Source organism: Streptomyces sp. NBC_01445 (assembly GCF_035918235.1).
In the GTDB taxonomy this organism is placed as follows: domain Bacteria; phylum Actinomycetota; class Actinomycetes; order Streptomycetales; family Streptomycetaceae; genus Streptomyces.
In genome coordinates this window covers 2,306,433-2,323,787 of sequence record NZ_CP109485.1, presented here as the reverse complement: position 1 = coordinate 2,323,787, position 17,355 = coordinate 2,306,433, and the positions used below count along the sequence as shown (strand labels likewise).

Genomic DNA, 17,355 nt, shown 5'->3' with positions numbered 1-17,355 from the left:
ACTGGGAATTCGAGTGCGGCGTAGCGGGTCATCGTCGGCCTACCGTCTGCAGGGGCGGTCCCCAGGCTCCATGCGGGTTGTCGGTGAGCCACTGCCGGTAGAAGCTGCCCGTCAGTTCCAGGTCGTCGATGAAGGACGGCATGTTCTGGAACACGCCGCGCGGATCCTTGCCGGCGGGAGCGAACAGCTCCGTGGTGGTGGGCCGGCCGGCCTCCCCGACGACATCGTGGATCTCGTAGACGTGAGAGACGAAGCGGTGCTTGCGCCCGCCGATCCCCGTCTCGTCGAGGTACGTGAGGTAGACGACGACGTCGATGGCGGATGCGATGAGGTGGTGCGCGGCCTCGGTGGCCATGCCGGCCTCCGTGCACAGCTGGACCAGGCGCGAGACGATCGCGTGCGGCCGCCGCACATGCATGGTGCACATCGAGCCCGATCCTCCTGCAGACATGGCCTGCAGCATGGGCACGATTTCCGTGGAGCGAACCTCCCCGACGACGACGCGGGTCGCGTTGTAGCGCAGCGCGGTGGCGAACATATCCGCGATCGTGACCTCGCCAGCGAGACGGTCGCCGGAGCTGCGCTCGCCGTTGGACTGGCGGGCCTCGAAGGCGAAGGTGACCGGCCCCGGCTTGGGGCCCGGCTCGTCCAGGTACAGCTCGCGGTCGGATTCGAGGGTCACCAGCCGTTCAGCGGCCGGGATTTCGCGGCCCAGGGCGCGCAGCAGGCTCGTCTTGCCTGCGCCCATGTCACCGACGACGAGGATGTTCATCCGTGCCTGGACACAGGCGACGAGAAAGGCCTCCAGGAGCGGGTTGATCGACTGCCACTTCACGAGCTCGGCGATACCGTGCTGGCGGATCCGGTGCTTACGGATGACCACCGAAGGCCGGCTAGTGAGGAGGCTGGCGGTAACGCGCGAGCCGTCCGGCATCCGGAAGCCGACCATAGGGGTTGCCTGGGTCAGGGCGCGTTCACCTTGACCGGACTGGCCCGCCATCCTGTTGACCCACGTGATCAGCTCGTCATGGGAGTCGGCGACCTTGTCGATGGTGCGACGCGGCCGGTCGTAATACTCCACGTGCGCGGTCAGCCCGTCCACCATGACGTCCTCGACACCCTCCCCGTCGAGGAGGGACTGCAGTCGTCCGCCGCGGAACATGGCGTCGTAGACCGCGGTCGCGATGCGGCCCTCTTCGTCGCGGGTCAAAGGGGTGTTGCCCTGGGCGTACTTGGTGGCCCAGTCGGCGACGGCCGTGTTGGTGAGCGAGCGTGCCAAGGCCCGCCGGTCGGGCTCGGCCATGGTGCGTTCGGGATCACGCTTGCTCAGCTCAGTGGACACCTCGGACTGAAGAGCCTCGATCACCTCCCAGCTGACCGGCAGAAGTTCGACGGGCAGGTCCGCCAGGCGCGGCACGGCCGCCGGGCTGCTGCTGCCGCCCGGAACAGCGGGCGGGGCCGTGGGGGTGGGGGCCGCAGGGGCGGTGCGCCGCTCTCCGAGCTTTCCGCTGATGAGGTGCGCGAGCTCGACTCCGGCGAGCGGGGCGGGGATCTGCCCGTTGACTCCCGGACGCTGGTGAGTGTCAGCCACGAGCACCTCCGGGCGCTGCGAGCCGGTCCAGGACGCCGGCGAGCTGTGGATGCGCCGCCGGGGGGCTGGGGTATTGCTGCTGGATGCGGCGACGGGACGCAATGGCCTCGAGGTGTTCTGCTGCGGTGCGGGCGGAGCGCAGCAGCGGGGTGCGGTCGAAGCCCCGGGGCGGCTTCCCGCCGGCGTTGAGGTAGGCAGCGGTGTCCGGGTCCCAGGGGAGCGCGGCCAGCACGGGGGCTTCCAGCGCCTCAGCGACTTGGTGGGAGCGGAAGGTGCCTTCTTCGATGAGGAGCAGCCCGACGGCGTCGGCTCCCGAGCCGTGTTCCTCGAGTTCGGTGCGCAGCGGCCGGATGAGGTGGCGGGCAAGGGTCAGGCCCTGCTCGGTGCCGCGGACCGCGAGCAGGACAAGGTCGGCCTTGTGCAGGAGCGGCGCGGGCGTGAGCGTGGGGTGCAGGTGCCCGGATTCCAGGGCCAGGCGCCCTGTGTCGACGAATACGTCGTGGCCGACGGATTCGGACATGACGTGCAGGACGTCGGAGAGTGCGGGCCAGGTCCGGCTCAGGGCCGCGGCCTGTGCCGGATCGGTCAGCCCGGGAAGGACCTTGCGGTGGCCGCTTGGGCCGTCCAGCGGCCACAGGTGCGAGGTGAACGCGTTGGCCAGCTCGACCTGTCCCACGCGTTCGGCGGCCGCCAGGTGGTAGAGCCCGTATCCCGCGCTGACCTGGCTCTGCAAGAGCCCGGCGCGGATCGTGCCGCCTGCCGGGTCACATTCGGCGAGCAGGGAGGGGCGGGCGGACGCAAAGGTGAGGGCGAGCGCCGTGGTGGTGACTCCGCAGGACTTGGCGGAGGCGAGGCAGATGACGGGCATGGTCACTGACCTCGCGGTTCGCGGACCAGCGCGACGCGGCCCAGGGCGGCGCGGCTGGCCAGTACGGGGCCGTCGTCGGGGGCTACGGCGAGGTTGACCACGACGGTGCCGGTGGCGTCCGGGCTGGAGACGGAGACGACTGTGGCCTCGAGGGTCTCGGGCGGGGTGCCCTTCTTCGTGGGCTCTCCGCCTTGGGCGGGGGTGGTCACCGCGCGGACCTTGTCACCGGGGGCGAGCGTCCCCGCCGGGGCCATGCCGCGCTTGACCTGCACACCGACCTGCTCCTGGTCGTCGCCAAGCCCGGTGCCGGCGGCCAGTTGAGAGGTCTGCAGGAGGCCACCCTTGCGCAGGTCGACGGCGGTCCTCTTCCCCAAGACCGTGGCCTTCTCAGCGGCCGGAATGGGAGTGAGTGACGCGTCGGCGGATACGTCGGCGATCACCAGGTCGGCGTCCGTCAAGGCGCGTCCGGCCGGCACGTCCCGTGCGATGGCGAGCACCCTGGTGCGGTCGCTCGCCGAGTTGACGGCCGCGGCTGCCCCCAGTGCTGCCACGACGGTCAGGACGATGCACAGCGCGGCGGCGGACCACCGGCGCTGCTTCTTGACCGGCGGATTCGTGGTGATAGGGATCTCGGCGCGGGCAGGGGCCTGCGGGCGCGGAACCGTCGGCGCAGCAGGAATATCCATGACGGGTCGGGTGCCTTTCCAAGGGGACGATGGGCGTCGCGCGATGTCAGTTGACTACTTGCACCTCGTGCACAGCGACCGAGAACTGGCTCGCTCGCACTTCGGTGAACTGTCCGGCGTTGGCGGGAGCGCCGGTCACCTGCCAGTCGATGGTCCAGGTGGCTGTCGCAGTGCCGTGGAACTTGCCGCCCCTACTGGTCGTCGACGCCTGCTCGTAGACGTGGCCGCAGTCTGGGGACTTCGCTTTGCCCATCGACGCCTGATATTCGGTTCCAGGCCCATCGCAGGTCTCAGGCTCGGTGCCGTCACCCATGTTCCAGCGGATCGACGACACCTTCGCCGTCGCCGTGACGCTCACGTCTCCGGCCGTCGCCGTAGCCGTGTTCGGTCCGAAGGTGGTCGGCGACTCGTCGACCCACATCCACGCGGGCATGCCCACCACGTACCTCCCTGCCGCTCGGGGGCTCGCGATCTCCGGGCCGACCAGCTTCATGGAGTCCGCCGCGCGGCGGGCCAGGACCTCGGGGTCGATCTGGGGCTCCGCGGGCTGACCAGCGGGAATCCACACCGTCCCGACACGCGCCGTACCTGGGCACAGGACCTGATAGACCGCGCCCTTGCCGCCCTGACGCTCGCCGTCCTGCATCGCCAGGTTGCTCGCCGGCGGCTGCGGGTCGAGCTTCGAATAGGTGCACTTGGGGGCCGCTGACTTCCCGCTGCCTGAGGTGCTGGACGCGCCCGTGGCTTCGCGGGATCCGCCGTGACCAGGTGTGTGGCCACCAGCCTGCGCGCACACGGTGACCGAAAGCGTCGAACCCCGACAGCCCTGGTCGTTACCTACGGTTGGACCACCGTCGTCCGCGTACGCCCCCGACGTCAATGCCCCGGCCAGGATGACCCCGGCCACGGCTGCTCGACTTAGCACTTCCGCTCCCCGTCCGGCGTGTAGTCAGTCACCATCCAGTGGCCGTTCCAGCGCTCCGCCTTGGCGGTGGCCATGTACCGCATTGGCTGGTTGCTCGGGAGAGGGATGACCTTCTTGGCCTTGACGTCGTAGGTCTGCCAGGCGGACAGATCCACGCAGTCGGTCACCGTCGCTTTGGGGGTCTTGGCCTTCATATCGAGCGCGGACACCTTGGTGTCCTGGTGGCCTAGCTCGCCCTTGATGACGGTGCTGTTCTCCTTCATGTGTGCCAGATCCAGGCGGAACTTTCCCAGCGCGTCGAGCGACGCGTACTTCGTGAGGTCTGTTCCCTTGGCGTCCGCCTTGTGGTACGCCTTCATCTGCTCTGCCCACATGCGCTGGTAGGAGTCGAGAACGGAGGCCTTCTCCGCTGCCTCTGGATCGGCCTTGGTCGAGGACTCCGAGGGTGTGGGGGGCGTCGCCGGGGACTTAGCAGATGGATTGTCGCCGCCAGCAGATGAGCCACATCCGCAGAGCACGAGGACGGCGCTCAGCGCGAAACTCAAGGCGGCCTGGTTCCGGAAGCGAAAAGCGGAATGCGCATTCTGGTTTGCTTGGCGTTTCATATTGCCTCCCCGTTTGAGCACGCAGTAGGGGCACGACTGGTGCGCCATCTTCGTTCGCACCCGGGCACCCTGGGCGAGCTGCACAGATGCGCTTGCGTGGTCAGAAGGTTACGCATATGCCATCCAACAACCCAAGCAAAATGAGTAAGTTACCGTTCACAACTCGGGACTTACCCGGTCACAACCCGAACGCATGTCGACAAGTTGCCCTGCGATTCAGCGACTTCGCGGAATTGCTGTACCACTTTCAATTACCACCGCTGCCGGTGACGGCCACCGACAGAGCGGAGCGCAAGCCCAGAGCTCCGTGGACGCGAGCAGCGGATCGCTATTGGTGCGAAATAACCGAGATGACAGTCTCGGTACAGGCGTGCTCCGCACTGCGCGCAGTTCCACCCCTGTAGCTGCTTGTGTGGCTGTCTGGTTCTTCAGTTGAACGATTTGGTGAGGGCAACGACGCTTGTGGTCGGCGTCGCCCCGGTGCCGGATGAGGACGTGGTCTCGCCGAGGTGAGCGCGGACGTGGTCGGTCTGGGCTGCGGCGCGAGTGCTCTGTTCGGTCTGTGGGCGGCTGCCGGCGCCTTTCTGTGCGGCGTTGACCAGGGCAGGGACGGCCTTTGGGCGGGCGAGCTTTTTGAAGTCGTCGTCGAGGTGGATGCCGTGCAGGCGTAGGGGGCCGATGCGTTGGCCGTCGACGGTGAATGAGGCGTAGTGCTGGTAGCGGGGCAGCGCGATCACCTGCTCGGGGGTGGGCTTGTCGCCCCACTCGGCGGTGATTGAGGCGATGACCTTGCGGGAGCCGGTGGTCGTCGCCAGGGATGAGGCGTTCTGCAGGAGTGCGTCGCGTACGGCCTGCGGCAGGCGTCCCAGGGCCTGGGTCATGCCGTGGATGCGGACCTTGAATTTGCGGAGGTCTTCGAACATGGCGGCCAGTGACTCGGGTGCGCTTCCGGCGATGGTGATCAGTTCGTCGAGGTAGGCGCGGAACGGGACGCGGTCGCCGGTCGGGGTGTCCCTTCGGGAACGGCCTGCGCGTAGCAGTTCGTGTGCGATCAGGGAGGACAGGAGGCGGTCGGTGGGGCTGTTGCCGGCTGTGCAGATCCACACGATTCGTCTGTGGTCCATGGCGGTGCGCAGGTCGAAGTGGCTGATGGGCTGTCCGAGGAAGGCGTAGTAGACGGGGTTTGCTGCCAGGCGGGTGAGGGGGTTGAGGATGATGCCGAACGCGTCGAAGGACAGGGTGGGGAACACGGTGGTCCACCAGCTGGTCGTGTCCTCGCCGAGGTCGCCGAGCACTGTGCGAAGGGCCTGGGTGCGGAAGTCTTTGTCGGTGAGCAGGGCCCGGATGTGGAACACGGTGGCCTGGGCCTGCGGTTTTCCGTTGCGGCAGGCGCGGCTGTTGAGGGCGGTCAGGACTTGGACGCAGGAGGTGAGGATGGTGATGCCTCGAGGGGTCTGGGTGTCGTCCCAGTTCATGCCGGCGGCCAGGCCGTCGACGACGGAGGCGACGACGTCGTGCCGGGGCCGGGTGTGACTCATGTCGAGCAGGTTCCAGCTGCCCACGGGATCGGTGCCGCCGCCAGGGTTGAGGTCGATGAGCTGGATGCGGTCCATGATGTCGGGGTGGGCGAGGTAGGGGGCGGCGCGGTCCCAGGAGTCGCGGTGCGGGTCCACATACAGCAGTCCACCGCCCGCGTGGGCGACCATGATGGCCTGTGCGAGCGCGCGTTCCGTCTTGCCGCCGCCGGCCTTGCCCAGCCCGGTCTCGAAAAGCGTCTCCTGTTCGTAGGTGGCGATCAGGCGGCGGGTGCCGTCGGCCTCTACGACGGCGCCCTGCAGCAGCAGTTCGCTCATCTTGTCGGCCTCGAACGTGGGCAGTTGGGCGGGCAGCAGCGGCAGACGGCAATGCACGGTGGGCGGCTTGAGCAGCCCGGCGAGTTCCGGCAGCCGGGCCAGGTTCGCGCGCGGCGGGCGGCTCTGTCCGCTGTCCCACCGGCGCTGCCAGCCCGTTTTGAACGGCCACTGATCGGGGCCCCAGTGCCAGCCCAGCAGGCGGATCCCGCGCGACGCCAGTCGCGCCTCACTCGTGAACACCTGGAAACCTGCCCCAACTTGGGAGGCCAACGCCCTGGCGCGGCCCTCGCGGTCGGAGGCGCAGCGGATCAGAATCTGCACCCGGGCCAGGGGAGCGTCGCTGGCGAGCTTGCCGAGCACTTTGTCCCGGTCGATGCGCCGGGCCTGCGGCATCACCACGGGGGCGGTCTTCGTGTCGCCGCTGGCGAGGGCGCGCAAGGAATCGGCGGCCGCGGCGGCCTCCCGGCGCGACCACCGTGAGACGGCGCTGGCCTCCCTCTGCTCCTCGCCGCGGGCCCGCTGGACCAGCTGCCGCCGCTGCAGGCGCAGCGCCCACCGCGGAGCGGGCTGCAGATCGACACAGATCTCCACCAGGTCGCCGAGCTCCGTCTTCAGCGCAGACACGGCGTCCACGATGGGCTGCAGCGGGTCAGGGTCCAGGGGCACCTTGCGCAAGTAGGCGGCCGGATTACCACGCAGCACCATCTCCGAGCGCACCTCGAACTTCCGGCCGTCATCCGGGATGTCGGCCGCCGGATCCCGGGCGCTGATCGTCACCGCGTCACCGAAGGAACTGGTGCGCAGGAACTTCTGCGCGCCCGCGGGCCCTTCCAACTGGTAAGAGAGGGGATGGTGTTCGTCCGAGCGCAGCCGGATGCGTACCGCGCGGCTGCGCTTGGGCGCCCACCAGGGCAGCGTGTTCGCGGCCTGCAACACCGCCATCCCCTGCCGCAGCACGCGTTCCTCATCCGGATCAAAGTAGGGGGCGGGTGTCACCTGCAGCACGCACCGCTCGCGCGAGGCCTTCGCCGCCACCTTGTGCGTGATCACCTCCCACACGGCCCACCCCGCCAGGACCAGGGCAAGGGGCACGTACCAGTGCACGAGCAACCACCACAGGCCGTGGCCGAGCATGAAGGCGACGTCGACGGCGTCGGGCAGAGCGAGGCGTGTCATGACGTGGTGGTGGGCGGCAGGGGAGTCCATGTGCCGTCTCCTCGAGCGTGGTGGAAGGGGACGTCGGTGAGGCGGCCCTCCGTGTAGGTGCCGCCGCGGTCGGCCCCGGCCCACACCAGGTGCACCACCGCCAGGCCCGGGCGGGTGCCTTGGCGGGCGATGGCGGCCTGGATGCGGATCCGGGTGAACGCCGGCACCACGGCGCCCCCACGGTCGGCGGTCTCAGGGAAGGCAGTCGGGAACTGGCCGCGGCCGAGGCCAGTGGCGTCGGCGAGCAGGACCTTCCTGGCCATGGCGAGAAGAGTCGTGGCCTGCTCGCCTGGGAGGTCGGCCGACCAGGAGCGCTCCAGCACCTCCTGGATCTGCCGGTCCCCGGCCCTGCCCTCACCGCGCGGTGGCAACTCAACTGCCTGCGCGCTCTTCGTCGCCGGAGACGTCTGGGCAGTCGGCGCAGAGGGATGCACGTCAGTCGGCGCAGGCCGCCCGTCGGGGGCGCCAGTGGAACCTCCGGTGGCCGCAGCGGAGCGCACTGCCCTACTCGAGCCCGCTGCGTCATCGGCTCGCACCGGGGAAAGCAGGAGCACCCCGCCGAGAGCGGCCAGCGCCACCGTCAGCGCGAGCAGCAGCCACGGGCCGCCACGGCGCGCCCCATTCGGTGCGGGACGTTGTGTCATAGGAGTCGGGCTCCTCCTGCGTAGCCGGGCATGGCATCGACCGGGTCCTGCCGGACGAAGGTGCCGGGGCGGGCGGCGTTGACCATCTGCCCGCCGCCGAGATAAATCCCGACGTGATAGATCGTCGAATCCCGCCCCTGGGCATAGCCGAAGAACACCAAGTCGCCCGGGTGCAACGCCCCTTGCCCCGCCGACGCGGGAATGCGCCTGCCACGCCCGGCCTGGGCTGCCGCCGTGCGCGGCAGCCGAATCCCTGCCCGCGCGAACGCGAACGTCGTCAGCCCCGAGCAGTCGAATCCCTCGATGCCTGCGCCGGACTTGCCGCTGGGTGAACAGCACGATCCGGTCGACTTGCCGGCGGCGTTTCCACCGCCCCACGAGTACGGAGTGCCGCGCTGCGAGAGAGCGGCCTCGAGCACGGTCCGCGCCTTGCCGGAGACGCCCTTGAGGCCGCCGCTGCCACCGGCCCCAGCGGCAGCGCTGTACTGGCTGATCCAGCCGCTGACGTTGGCGACGTACTCATTGCTGTGGTTGTACTGAAAGATCGCAGCCCGCAGCTGGCCCGCCTTGCGCAGATTGCGCCCGCGCCCGCACAGATACACGGCCGCGCCGAGCGCGGCGTCATCCGCGTTGTGAGGGTCCCGGTCCCCGTCCTTGTTGCCGTCCTGGCCTGTTGATTCCCAGGTGGCGGGCATGAACTGGAAGGGGCCAACCGCGCGTTCACCCGAAGCGGTGCCATCCCACTTCCCGCCGTCGGTGTCGGTGAACACGCTGGTGTTGCCGCCCGCGCCAGAGCCGTTGAGCAGCACTCCGTAAATCTTGGGCCGGATGTCGCCGTCGGATGCGATGTAGCGTCCGGAGGCGTGGTTGGACTCGACCTTCGCGATCCCGGCCAGGACCGGCCAGCGCATCCCCCGACAATGCGGCACCCTCGAACCGATCAGCTGCACGGCGTTCTTGTAGGCCTCGAGCATCCGCGGCGGAATGTCCGCGCTGCTGCCGGCCCCGGCGAGGCCCACGTCGGCGTTGTCCTGCTGGGACAGCAAGGCCAGTCTGTCGGCCGCGCCGGACAAGGGAGCCATGCAACTTACGGTCAGGGCGAGAAAGAGGCCCAAGACCAGGCCCCACTTGAGGAAACGGCGTGAGCGGCGCTGCGGCCGGCGACTGTTCACTCGTCGTCACCACCGTCCTGGTCCGTGTCATCAGCGGGACGCGGGCTACGGGCGTTGTTCTCCTGGATGCGACGGAACATGTCCTGCGCGGCTTGTCGTGCGGCATCGGAGGAGCCGAGCCCACCGCTGCGCCGCCGCGGCGAGCCAGACACGCGCCCTGTACTGCCCGCCGGAGGCGGCTGCAGCCCAGGCTGGGGCTGCGCCGGGGGCGTTGCGTTCGGGCGAGGCCTGGGACCGACGGCCCCAGGGCCGGAAGCCGGAGTCCCCGCACTCCCCGAAGCGGGGCTCAGCCTGGGACCGACGGCCCTGGGTCCGGACGGTGCAGTCACCGTGCTCCACGACGTGGCAGCAGCAGGGTTCGGGACGCTCGAGCCGGATGTCCCGGTGCGCCCGGTGGGTGCGGCCGCGGCGGCCGTCGCCCGTACGGGGCGTGCGGTGGTGCCGCTGGAGGTGCCGGTGATGCGGCCGCTGCTGGACGATGGCTGCCTGGAGGGCTGCTGGAGCATGCTGCCCCAGGAGCGGCCGTCCTGACGCAGCGTGTTGCTCCACACTCTCAACTGCTGTCGGGCGTCGCCCGTAGCACGGGAAGCGCTGGTCCGGGCGGTGCGGGCGGTGACGGGCAAGCCCATCGTCGCCCCGTAGAACATGCGGCCGCCCTGGTGGGCGATGCGATATCCCCTCAGGCGCACCAGGCGGTTGTGGGCGCGCGTCGACAAGAGCGTGCCGTCTGTCTTCTGATCGTGCAGGACCTCGCCCGTGTCCGGGTCAATAACCCGCCCGTCGTCGTCGCGATAGCGGTCCCGAGGCCCGCCAGCAGCCTTGTTGAGCCCTCCCGCAGACGTGGAGCCCTGCCCACTGGCACCTCCGTTGCCATTGGCGCTCCCGTTGACATCGTCCTCAGCCGTCGGCTTGCGAAGGGAGTTGAGCTTGGCAGCGCCCGGATTCCTCCCGACCAGCGCTGCCCAGGCACCACCCGTGACAAGACGGGCCCCCAGGACAGCCGCACCGACAGGGGCGAGGCCGCGTGAGGCCTCCGCGTTTGCGTCGGCCAGCAGCCGCGCCGGATCGCCCGGCATCCCGGCCCCGTCGCTCAGACCACCGAGCACGCCCTGCAGGAGGCCGCCCGTGCCGAGCCCCGTCCTGCCATGGCCGCGCAGCGACCCCGCGGTGAAAAAGCCGCCCTCCGCGCCGCTCATGGCGAGCGCGGCCCCCAACTGAGAGTCGCCCGCCATATGGCTGCCGCCGATCTTCGCGTACCGCATGCGCAGCGTGAGGCGCTGGCTGAACGAGGTGATCACCATCAGGAGGCGGCGGTGGAAGGCGAGGCCAACGAGCGCCACGACATCGATAAGGAGGAGGCGCTCGGCCAGCAGGTCCGGCCCGTCGGTCAGAATGACGTCGATGGTGATCCCGACTGCCGGGATGAACGCGGCGACGGCGAGGATCGCGGCCATCGAAACCCCGAACAGGGCCAGCCATTTCCACACCGCTGACCTGCTCGGGCCGGGCAGCATGCCCCACACGAAGCACACCCCGCCGCTTGCGGCGGCCCCCGCGCACACCGCCGTGATCCCCACGAGGACCATGGCGGCAGACAGAAGCAGCGCACAGATCAGCAGGGCTGCGATGAACACCATGACGACGCCGGAGACGCGCCACCAGGTGGGCTGCTCCGCGTACTCGGCGCACTTCTTGCCGACCGGCCCCGCACTCTTCAGATCCTTGAGGAAGGCAGCGAACTCCTGGTCGTGCTTGGACAGGACCGGAGCGACCTCATCGAGGAGTTTGCCGCCCGGCGTCAGTTCCGGCAGCGTGTCGGGACCCTTGTCGCCGGGCTCGCGCTCGCAGTACTGCCTGGCCGGGCCCTTGATCAGACGGCAGGGATCGTCCTTGTCCTCGTCCTTCGGGCCGTCGTTGGTGTCGTAGCCGCCGGACACCCACTTCAGGTGCACCTGGTAGGCCTTGCGGTCGGCCGGAGTGGCCGGGTCGAGGATCCGGCCGTATTCGAGCAGCATGAAGGGCTTGACCACGAGGGAGTTGGTCACTGCGTCCTGGATCGGCTTCGCGATCTTCTGCGCCTCAGGTGCCTTGGCGTCCTGGGCGTCGTAGCACGTCTGATACGCAGGCCCGGACACGGTCGCGCACGGATCGTCCGAGGAGATCTTGCCGCCCCAGGAATGGGCGTTCACGGTCGTCTGGGCGACCTCAGCTGCAGCTGACTGGGTCTGCAGAATCGGACCGTCCTTGCCGAGCAGGAAGTTCGGCGTGACGAACACCGAGGCGGCCAATGCTCCGATCACCAGCGTGAGCGCGATCTCACCGAACCCCTTGGCATGCTTGCCGCGCACCACCAGGACGAGCCCGAACACGAACGCCCACGCCAGCAGCATGCTCTTGAGGCCGAGATCATCGACAACCGTCTCGGTGTAGATCTCAGACAGCCGCTGCGCCGGCTTCGTCAGCACCTTCAGCAGCGGGAAGCGGTAGGCGACCTCGATCGCCCAGCACGCCAACCCCACGAAAACCCGGACCACGGTGAACAAGCCGCCGAGGATCATCGCCTGCCAGTTGGTCGAGAACGAGAAAATGCTGCCGCCCTGCGCCCCGAGTTCGTAGCCCTTGAGGGAGACACCTTCGGAGGTGTTCAGCTCCAGCGGGGACAGCAGCCCGCCTTCCGCACTCGCACTGGTGGCGGCGTAGGCGGCCGACGTGTTCACCGTGAGGAACACCGTCACCAACAGCGCGACGAAGCCGGCCGCACGCAGCGTGCCGCGATCCGGGCGCCGCATCACAGCCCCCGACCACGGCGGCTGACAATGAAGAGGGCCGCGATGCCGACCCCGAGGACACCCAGCGGCCACGCATCAGCCAGCGTGATCTTGCCGCTGGAGGACTGTGGGGCCGGGGCACCCAGGCAGTAGCTGTGCGCCGGCCCCACGATCGCGTCACACACCTCGGACTCGTGGGACGGTGTGGCGGCAGGTGCCTGCCCGTGTGCAGCGCCTTGAACCGGCGTGGTGACCGCGTCGGATGGAGCGCTGGGCGAGGAAGCGAACGCGTCCCCGGTCTGCGGCCACCAGGCCGAAGGGACACCAGGCGCGGCGATGACAAAGAGGATCGCGGCAACGAGCAGGGCGATCACGGTGCCGGTCCCGGTACCGGCGGCGAGCGCGCGGCGGCGTCCCCACAGACGGCTACTCACGCCGACACCTCCTTGTTCACGCGCGGAGCGGCGGCCGTGGCGCGGCTCTTGCCGGGGGTGGTGGTGATGTGGCGGGCGATGCGCTCCACGCCGGGGATGTGGACCTTGATCCGGCCGGTGTTCTGGCGCGGGCCCGTCAGGAGGATCTCGCCGGCGCGTTCGGTGACACCGACGGGGGAGAGGTTGGTGGTCACCAGGCGCACCAGGTCCTCGTCGCGGCCATCGAGACCGATGAAGTTCAGGCCGCGGCGGGCACGCTCCCGGTCCGTCGTACGGGCCAGGGCCTTGTAGGCGAACAGCCCGCGGTCGGGACCGAGTTCCTTCTCGTCGTGGGACCCGGCGAACAGTCCGGCGTTGTGCTTGCGGCCGTCGTGCAGGATCTCGTGCACGAGCGCGGTGCCTTCGGCGGAGCTGGTCAGCCAGTACAGCTCGTCGGTGACCACGGCGCAGAACCGGGACGGGTCAGCGAACGCGGCCTGGCGTGCCATCGCCGCGATCAGGTACAGCGCCGCGCGGCCGATCAATGCTTCGAGGGGCTGCTGGTGGAGGATCTCCGGGTTCCCAAACGCCTGCTTCGGAGGCAGCGTCAGCCCGGCCGTTGTGATCACGATCAGATCGGCGGTGCTCGAGCCGTGCAGGCGGGCGATCGGCAGGGTCGGGTCGAAGATCATGGCGGCGAGCGGGTTGCTCGTGACCAGGTTCAGCATCCCCGCCACCGATGCGGCCGCGTCACTGCGCTTGCCCGTGCCGGCCGCGGCCGTCTCGGCCAGAACAGAGACGACCTTGGCCATCGAGGCGTCGGGCTGGCCCGCCGCTTGCTCGACCGCGTGGTGCAGGACTTCACCCTGCACCGTCATGGCTCCGATACCGAGCTGGAGGAGGACGTAGTTGAGCGCGTACTGGCGGCCCTCGGGTCCGGGGAACAGGCGCAGCGGGTCGATGGACAGTTCGGCTTGCGCAGCGTCGATGACCTGACATCGGTCCGGGGCGGCGCCCTTGGCGAACGTGGCCCACTCGCGCACCGGGGTCCGGTCGATGCAGATGGCGCGCGCCCCACGGTCGACCACCGCGCTCTGCACGTTCTTCTGCAGGACGCTCTTGCCGCTGCCGAGATCCCCGACGACGGCGAGTGAGGCACTCGCGTCCTGCTTGGGTGCATCCGCCACGTTGACCATCACGGGGCGGGCGGTGCCGCAGTCCAGATCGAAGCCGAGCAGGATCCCGTTCGGATCCCCGACCTCGCTGCGGGCGAAAGCGCCGGACATCGCCCAGTCCTCCGCGAGCTGGTGCTGGGTGAACTCCCGCACCGCGAGAGGGCGGACGCTGCCCGGCAGCCCGAGCGTGAGCAGTTGGCTCTGCAAACCGACCGGCCGGAGAACTCGGTAGTCGACACCGGCCAGCAGCTTCTCCAGCGCACGCGCCCGGGCATCACACAGGGCCGACGTCGGCGCCCACACCGTCAACACCGTGACCGACTGGACCTCGACCTCGGCCGAGGTCCGCGCCAGACGCGCGTCCATCTCGCCAAGGTCCCGGGCAGCCTCCGGGATGTCGGAGGGCAGACCGGTGGGGCGGGCGTCGTACTGGTCGACCTGGTCGACCAGCTCGGTGCGCTTGCGCTGGATCTTGCGCCGCGCCTCGGCGGCCTCCACCAAGGTGAGAGCGACGGTGAAGTCGACCGGGAAGTCCAGGACGTCGAGCTGCGCGAAAAGATCGGCAGCCTGCGCGGACAGCGCGGGCGGGCATTCGGCCAGCACCAGATGCGCCTGATAGCCGGTTCCCTCCGGAGTCTCGACCTGCAGCCACCGGCGGCGGAGCGGCGACGTCGCCTCCTTCCACCACTGCCGACCCGTCACCCCCGACGTGCCGCCCCGCTTGAGGAACCCCCCGAACAGCGCCCGCCGGCCGCCACCTTCCGCGTCCGCGGCGCGCGGTGAGCCGCCTTCCTCGAGGCGGACCTGGCCGAGGTCCGCGTAACTGGGGGACACGAGCAGCCCGTCCCGCACCTGTCCCGTATACAGGCCACTGGAGGCGGCCTCGGACAGAAGAGGTTCACCGATGCCGCGATGGAGCGCGTGCTGGATCAGCCAGACAATCTCGGCCGGACGAGCCGGCCGGAAGGGGACCGCTCCGGCCATCTGCGCCTCGATCTGCGCGGCCTTCTCACCCGCCCGCGCCAGATCGGTGTCACTGACCGGCGACGGCTTCAGACCGAGAGACTCGGACAGTTCGCCGAACGCACCGACCCCGAGGCCGCGTGGGACTATGCCCCGCCCGCCCTTGGTATCGCTGGAGAGGGGCACGGCCAGCCACAGCGTGCGGCGGTGCATCTCCTGCCCGTCCAGAAGGTCGAGCGCGGCTTCGACATGCTCGACCCACGGCCCCGCTTCAGGCACCAACTCGCCGCTCTCGTCGTCGTGCAGGCCTTCGAGCATGCGCCATGCCACCTCGGAGGGGTCGACCTGCGCGCACACCCCGAACAGCCGCGGCTCACCCGACAGGGAACGCACCAGGTGCGTGATGCGCTGCAGCTGCTCCTCACGGACCGCAGCCGGAAGGTAGGCACCGGTGACGGCCTCGCTGCTGTGGCCGGGCTCGTCCGCGCCAGGGTGCAGGCGGTACACGGCCCACGTGTAGCCCTCAGCGGACCACAGGAGATGCCCGGCGATGTGACGGATGGGAACACGCATCAGCCCTGTCCCTTCGCTACGAGGAGAGCGGCCTGGCCCGGGGAGAGGGGACGGCGCACGACGGCAGGCGCTGCGGACTGCGGTCGTGCCGCACGGCGAGCGGCACGCCGCCCGGGAACGGCGTCGCGAGCTTCTCCGGCGACGGCCTGGTCCGGCGTGAGGGTCTGCAGGGTGAAGGTGCCGGTGAGTGTCTGAGCACGGCGGTCGCGAACGGCTCGGCCACCGATCCGGCCGCCGGTCGGCTGAAGCAGGCGGGCCCCCACGCCAACTGCTGCGCCCACCGGGGTTCGGCCGGCGACCTTGTGACGGCGACACACGAAGAGCGCAGCCACCCACAGGACGACGGGCACAGGGCCCAGCAGCGACCACCAGTACGAGGCAGTCCGCACCAGTACCAGGCCGCCGATCGACATCACGCCGATCTGCACCGCGTTGAACGGCCCGAAGGGGATCTTCCAGTCGGCGAACTTCCCGATCACCCACGGCAGACGCCGCGCACTCGTATAGAACCGGACCGTACGCGCCGGCTCGCCCGCGCTCACGACGCCCCCCGACTCGGCCCGTGCACGGTCACGAACCCCGGCAGGTAGGGCACGTGCAGCTGGGCTGCTCCCTTGGCCGGGTTCTTGACCTCGTCCTCCACCTTGTCCGCCAGGTCCTGCCGGGCCTGGTAAATGCCCAGCGCGAGCACCATCAACAGCAGCGCTCCGACCCCGGCCTTGAGACTGAACCGGGTGATCAGTACGTAGAGGACGATGACGAGCAGCACGACGGCCAGGCCATTGGTGGCCCAGCCCTTGAACATGCCGATCCAGCTGTCGCCCAGGTCATTGAGCTGCCCGGCGAGCACCATCGGGTGCAGCGTGCTCACTTCGCCGCACCCCCGCCCGAGGTGAGCTCGGCGATCTCCCAGCGCCCGCCACGCCCCGCCAGGGTGAGCTCATAGCCCAGCGGCCACGTCCCAGACTTCGTGTGTGCGACCACGCTCGCCGTCACATGCACGCGAGTGCCGTCGGAGGCCACCTTTTCGGCGGCCGCCGCCTCCTCCCGCGCGGTGACCGTCTCGACGTCGACCTGATCGGCGACTGCCGGAGTGACCGCAACCAGGGAAGTCTGCGGGGCGAGGTACCGGTCGACGTCGCCGCTGCCCGCAAGGTAGGCGGTCAGGAAGTCTCCGATAGTGTCGGTCAGCGGCCCGTCAGGCACCTCGACCCGGTAGGCCGAGAGCGCACCCTTTGCCACGGCCGGTGCGGCCACGAGAGCAGGGGTGCCGGTAACAGCGATGGCGCCGCCGGACGTGGATGCGGTGACCGGCACGGCAAAGTAGCGGACCGTGTCGGCGTACTGGGCAGCTACGGTCACCGACCACTGGCTGCCGCTGCGGTGCACGCTGCGTACCGCGGTCACCTCCTGCGGGGCCTTCACCCCCGAACCCGGCTCGGGCAGCGCGACGTCGGGGGCGAACTGCGCGGCGCGCAGCGCAGAGGCGCTGTCAGGGGTGTTGCTATCCGAGCGCAGCCAGGCATCGACGAACTCGGCGACATAGCCGGACGGATCGGCCGGCGCCGCCGCGGGAGAGCTGGTGCGAGCTGATGCGGGGGCGCCCTGGGCGACCACGGTGGTGGTCGGCTGGGCGAGAGCCAGGGCGAAGGCGGCCGGGCCGGCCATAAGGCAGACCCACACACAGGCTCGCCCGAGACGGACGGTGCGGCGGGTGCGGTGGAGGTCGAGACCGGCCGCGGTCGGCGGCGCCTCAACGGTGGGTGCTGGCATCGGCGAACTCCCCGAGTCGGAGAAGCAGTTGATGCCATGAGCCAACCCAGCAAGGCGTACCGATTTGCGTACCGGTTTCTGGGGCCTGCGGTTGCGAGTTGGTCACGATGGACCGGTACGCAAACCGGTACGCGTTTCGG

Annotated in this window: 14 protein-coding genes; all 14 read right to left on the bottom strand. The window is 69.6% G+C overall.

Features of this window, described 5'->3' with window-relative positions:
- Positions 1-28: 28 nt before the first annotated feature.
- The gene (locus OG574_RS10815; protein ID WP_326773002.1) at positions 29-1,591 is read right to left on the bottom strand and encodes a CpaF family protein; all 1,563 of its coding nucleotides are present in this window, start codon (positions 1,589-1,591) and stop codon (positions 29-31) included.
- Entirely contained in the window at positions 1,584-2,459 is an 876-nt protein-coding gene (locus OG574_RS10810; protein WP_326773001.1) for a MinD/ParA family ATP-binding protein, read from the bottom strand. Before OG574_RS10810 ends, OG574_RS10815 begins: the two co-directional genes overlap by 8 nt.
- 2 nt (positions 2,460-2,461) lie before the next feature.
- Complete coding sequence (locus tag OG574_RS10805) at positions 2,462-3,145, bottom strand: SAF domain-containing protein (RefSeq protein WP_326773000.1); 684 nt, start codon at positions 3,143-3,145, stop codon at positions 2,462-2,464.
- Positions 3,146-3,191: 46 nt separating this feature from the next.
- Positions 3,192-3,791 (bottom strand): ATP/GTP-binding protein, encoded by a 600-nt coding sequence (locus tag OG574_RS10800; RefSeq protein WP_326772999.1) that lies wholly within the window; start codon positions 3,789-3,791, stop codon positions 3,192-3,194.
- A 272-nt stretch (positions 3,792-4,063) separates the two neighbouring features.
- Positions 4,064-4,615, bottom strand: a complete 552-nt coding sequence (locus OG574_RS10795) for a hypothetical protein (RefSeq protein ID WP_326772998.1) — start codon at positions 4,613-4,615, stop codon at positions 4,064-4,066.
- 488 nt (positions 4,616-5,103) lie between these two features.
- The gene (locus OG574_RS10790) at positions 5,104-7,734 is read right to left on the bottom strand and encodes an ATP/GTP-binding protein (protein WP_326772997.1); all 2,631 of its coding nucleotides are present in this window, start codon (positions 7,732-7,734) and stop codon (positions 5,104-5,106) included.
- Entirely contained in the window at positions 7,701-8,105 is a 405-nt protein-coding gene (locus OG574_RS10785) for a hypothetical protein (protein WP_326772996.1), read from the bottom strand. The genes OG574_RS10790 and OG574_RS10785 overlap by 34 nt, the downstream gene beginning before the upstream one ends.
- A 269-nt stretch (positions 8,106-8,374) precedes the next feature.
- Positions 8,375-9,550, bottom strand: coding sequence for a C40 family peptidase (locus OG574_RS10780; protein ID WP_326772995.1), 1,176 nt, complete (start codon positions 9,548-9,550; stop codon positions 8,375-8,377).
- Positions 9,547-12,339, bottom strand: a complete 2,793-nt coding sequence (locus tag OG574_RS10775; protein ID WP_326772994.1) for a hypothetical protein — start codon at positions 12,337-12,339, stop codon at positions 9,547-9,549. The genes OG574_RS10780 and OG574_RS10775 overlap by 4 nt, the downstream gene beginning before the upstream one ends.
- Positions 12,339-12,752: a hypothetical protein gene (locus tag OG574_RS10770; RefSeq protein ID WP_326772993.1), complete on the bottom strand. Its 414-nt coding sequence runs from the start codon at positions 12,750-12,752 to the stop codon at positions 12,339-12,341. Before OG574_RS10770 ends, OG574_RS10775 begins: the two co-directional genes overlap by 1 nt.
- Entirely contained in the window at positions 12,749-15,442 is a 2,694-nt protein-coding gene (locus tag OG574_RS10765) for an ATP-binding protein (protein ID WP_326772992.1), read from the bottom strand. The genes OG574_RS10770 and OG574_RS10765 overlap by 4 nt, the downstream gene beginning before the upstream one ends.
- Complete coding sequence (locus tag OG574_RS10760) at positions 15,442-15,984, bottom strand: hypothetical protein (RefSeq protein WP_326772991.1); 543 nt, start codon at positions 15,982-15,984, stop codon at positions 15,442-15,444. Before OG574_RS10760 ends, OG574_RS10765 begins: the two co-directional genes overlap by 1 nt.
- On the bottom strand, positions 15,981-16,313 hold the full coding sequence (locus OG574_RS10755; RefSeq protein WP_326772990.1) for a hypothetical protein: 333 nt from the start codon (positions 16,311-16,313) through the stop codon (positions 15,981-15,983). The genes OG574_RS10760 and OG574_RS10755 overlap by 4 nt, the downstream gene beginning before the upstream one ends.
- Positions 16,310-17,215: a conjugal transfer protein gene (locus tag OG574_RS10750; RefSeq protein ID WP_326772989.1), complete on the bottom strand. Its 906-nt coding sequence runs from the start codon at positions 17,213-17,215 to the stop codon at positions 16,310-16,312. The genes OG574_RS10755 and OG574_RS10750 overlap by 4 nt, the downstream gene beginning before the upstream one ends.
- Between the last annotated feature and the right edge of the window lie 140 nt (positions 17,216-17,355).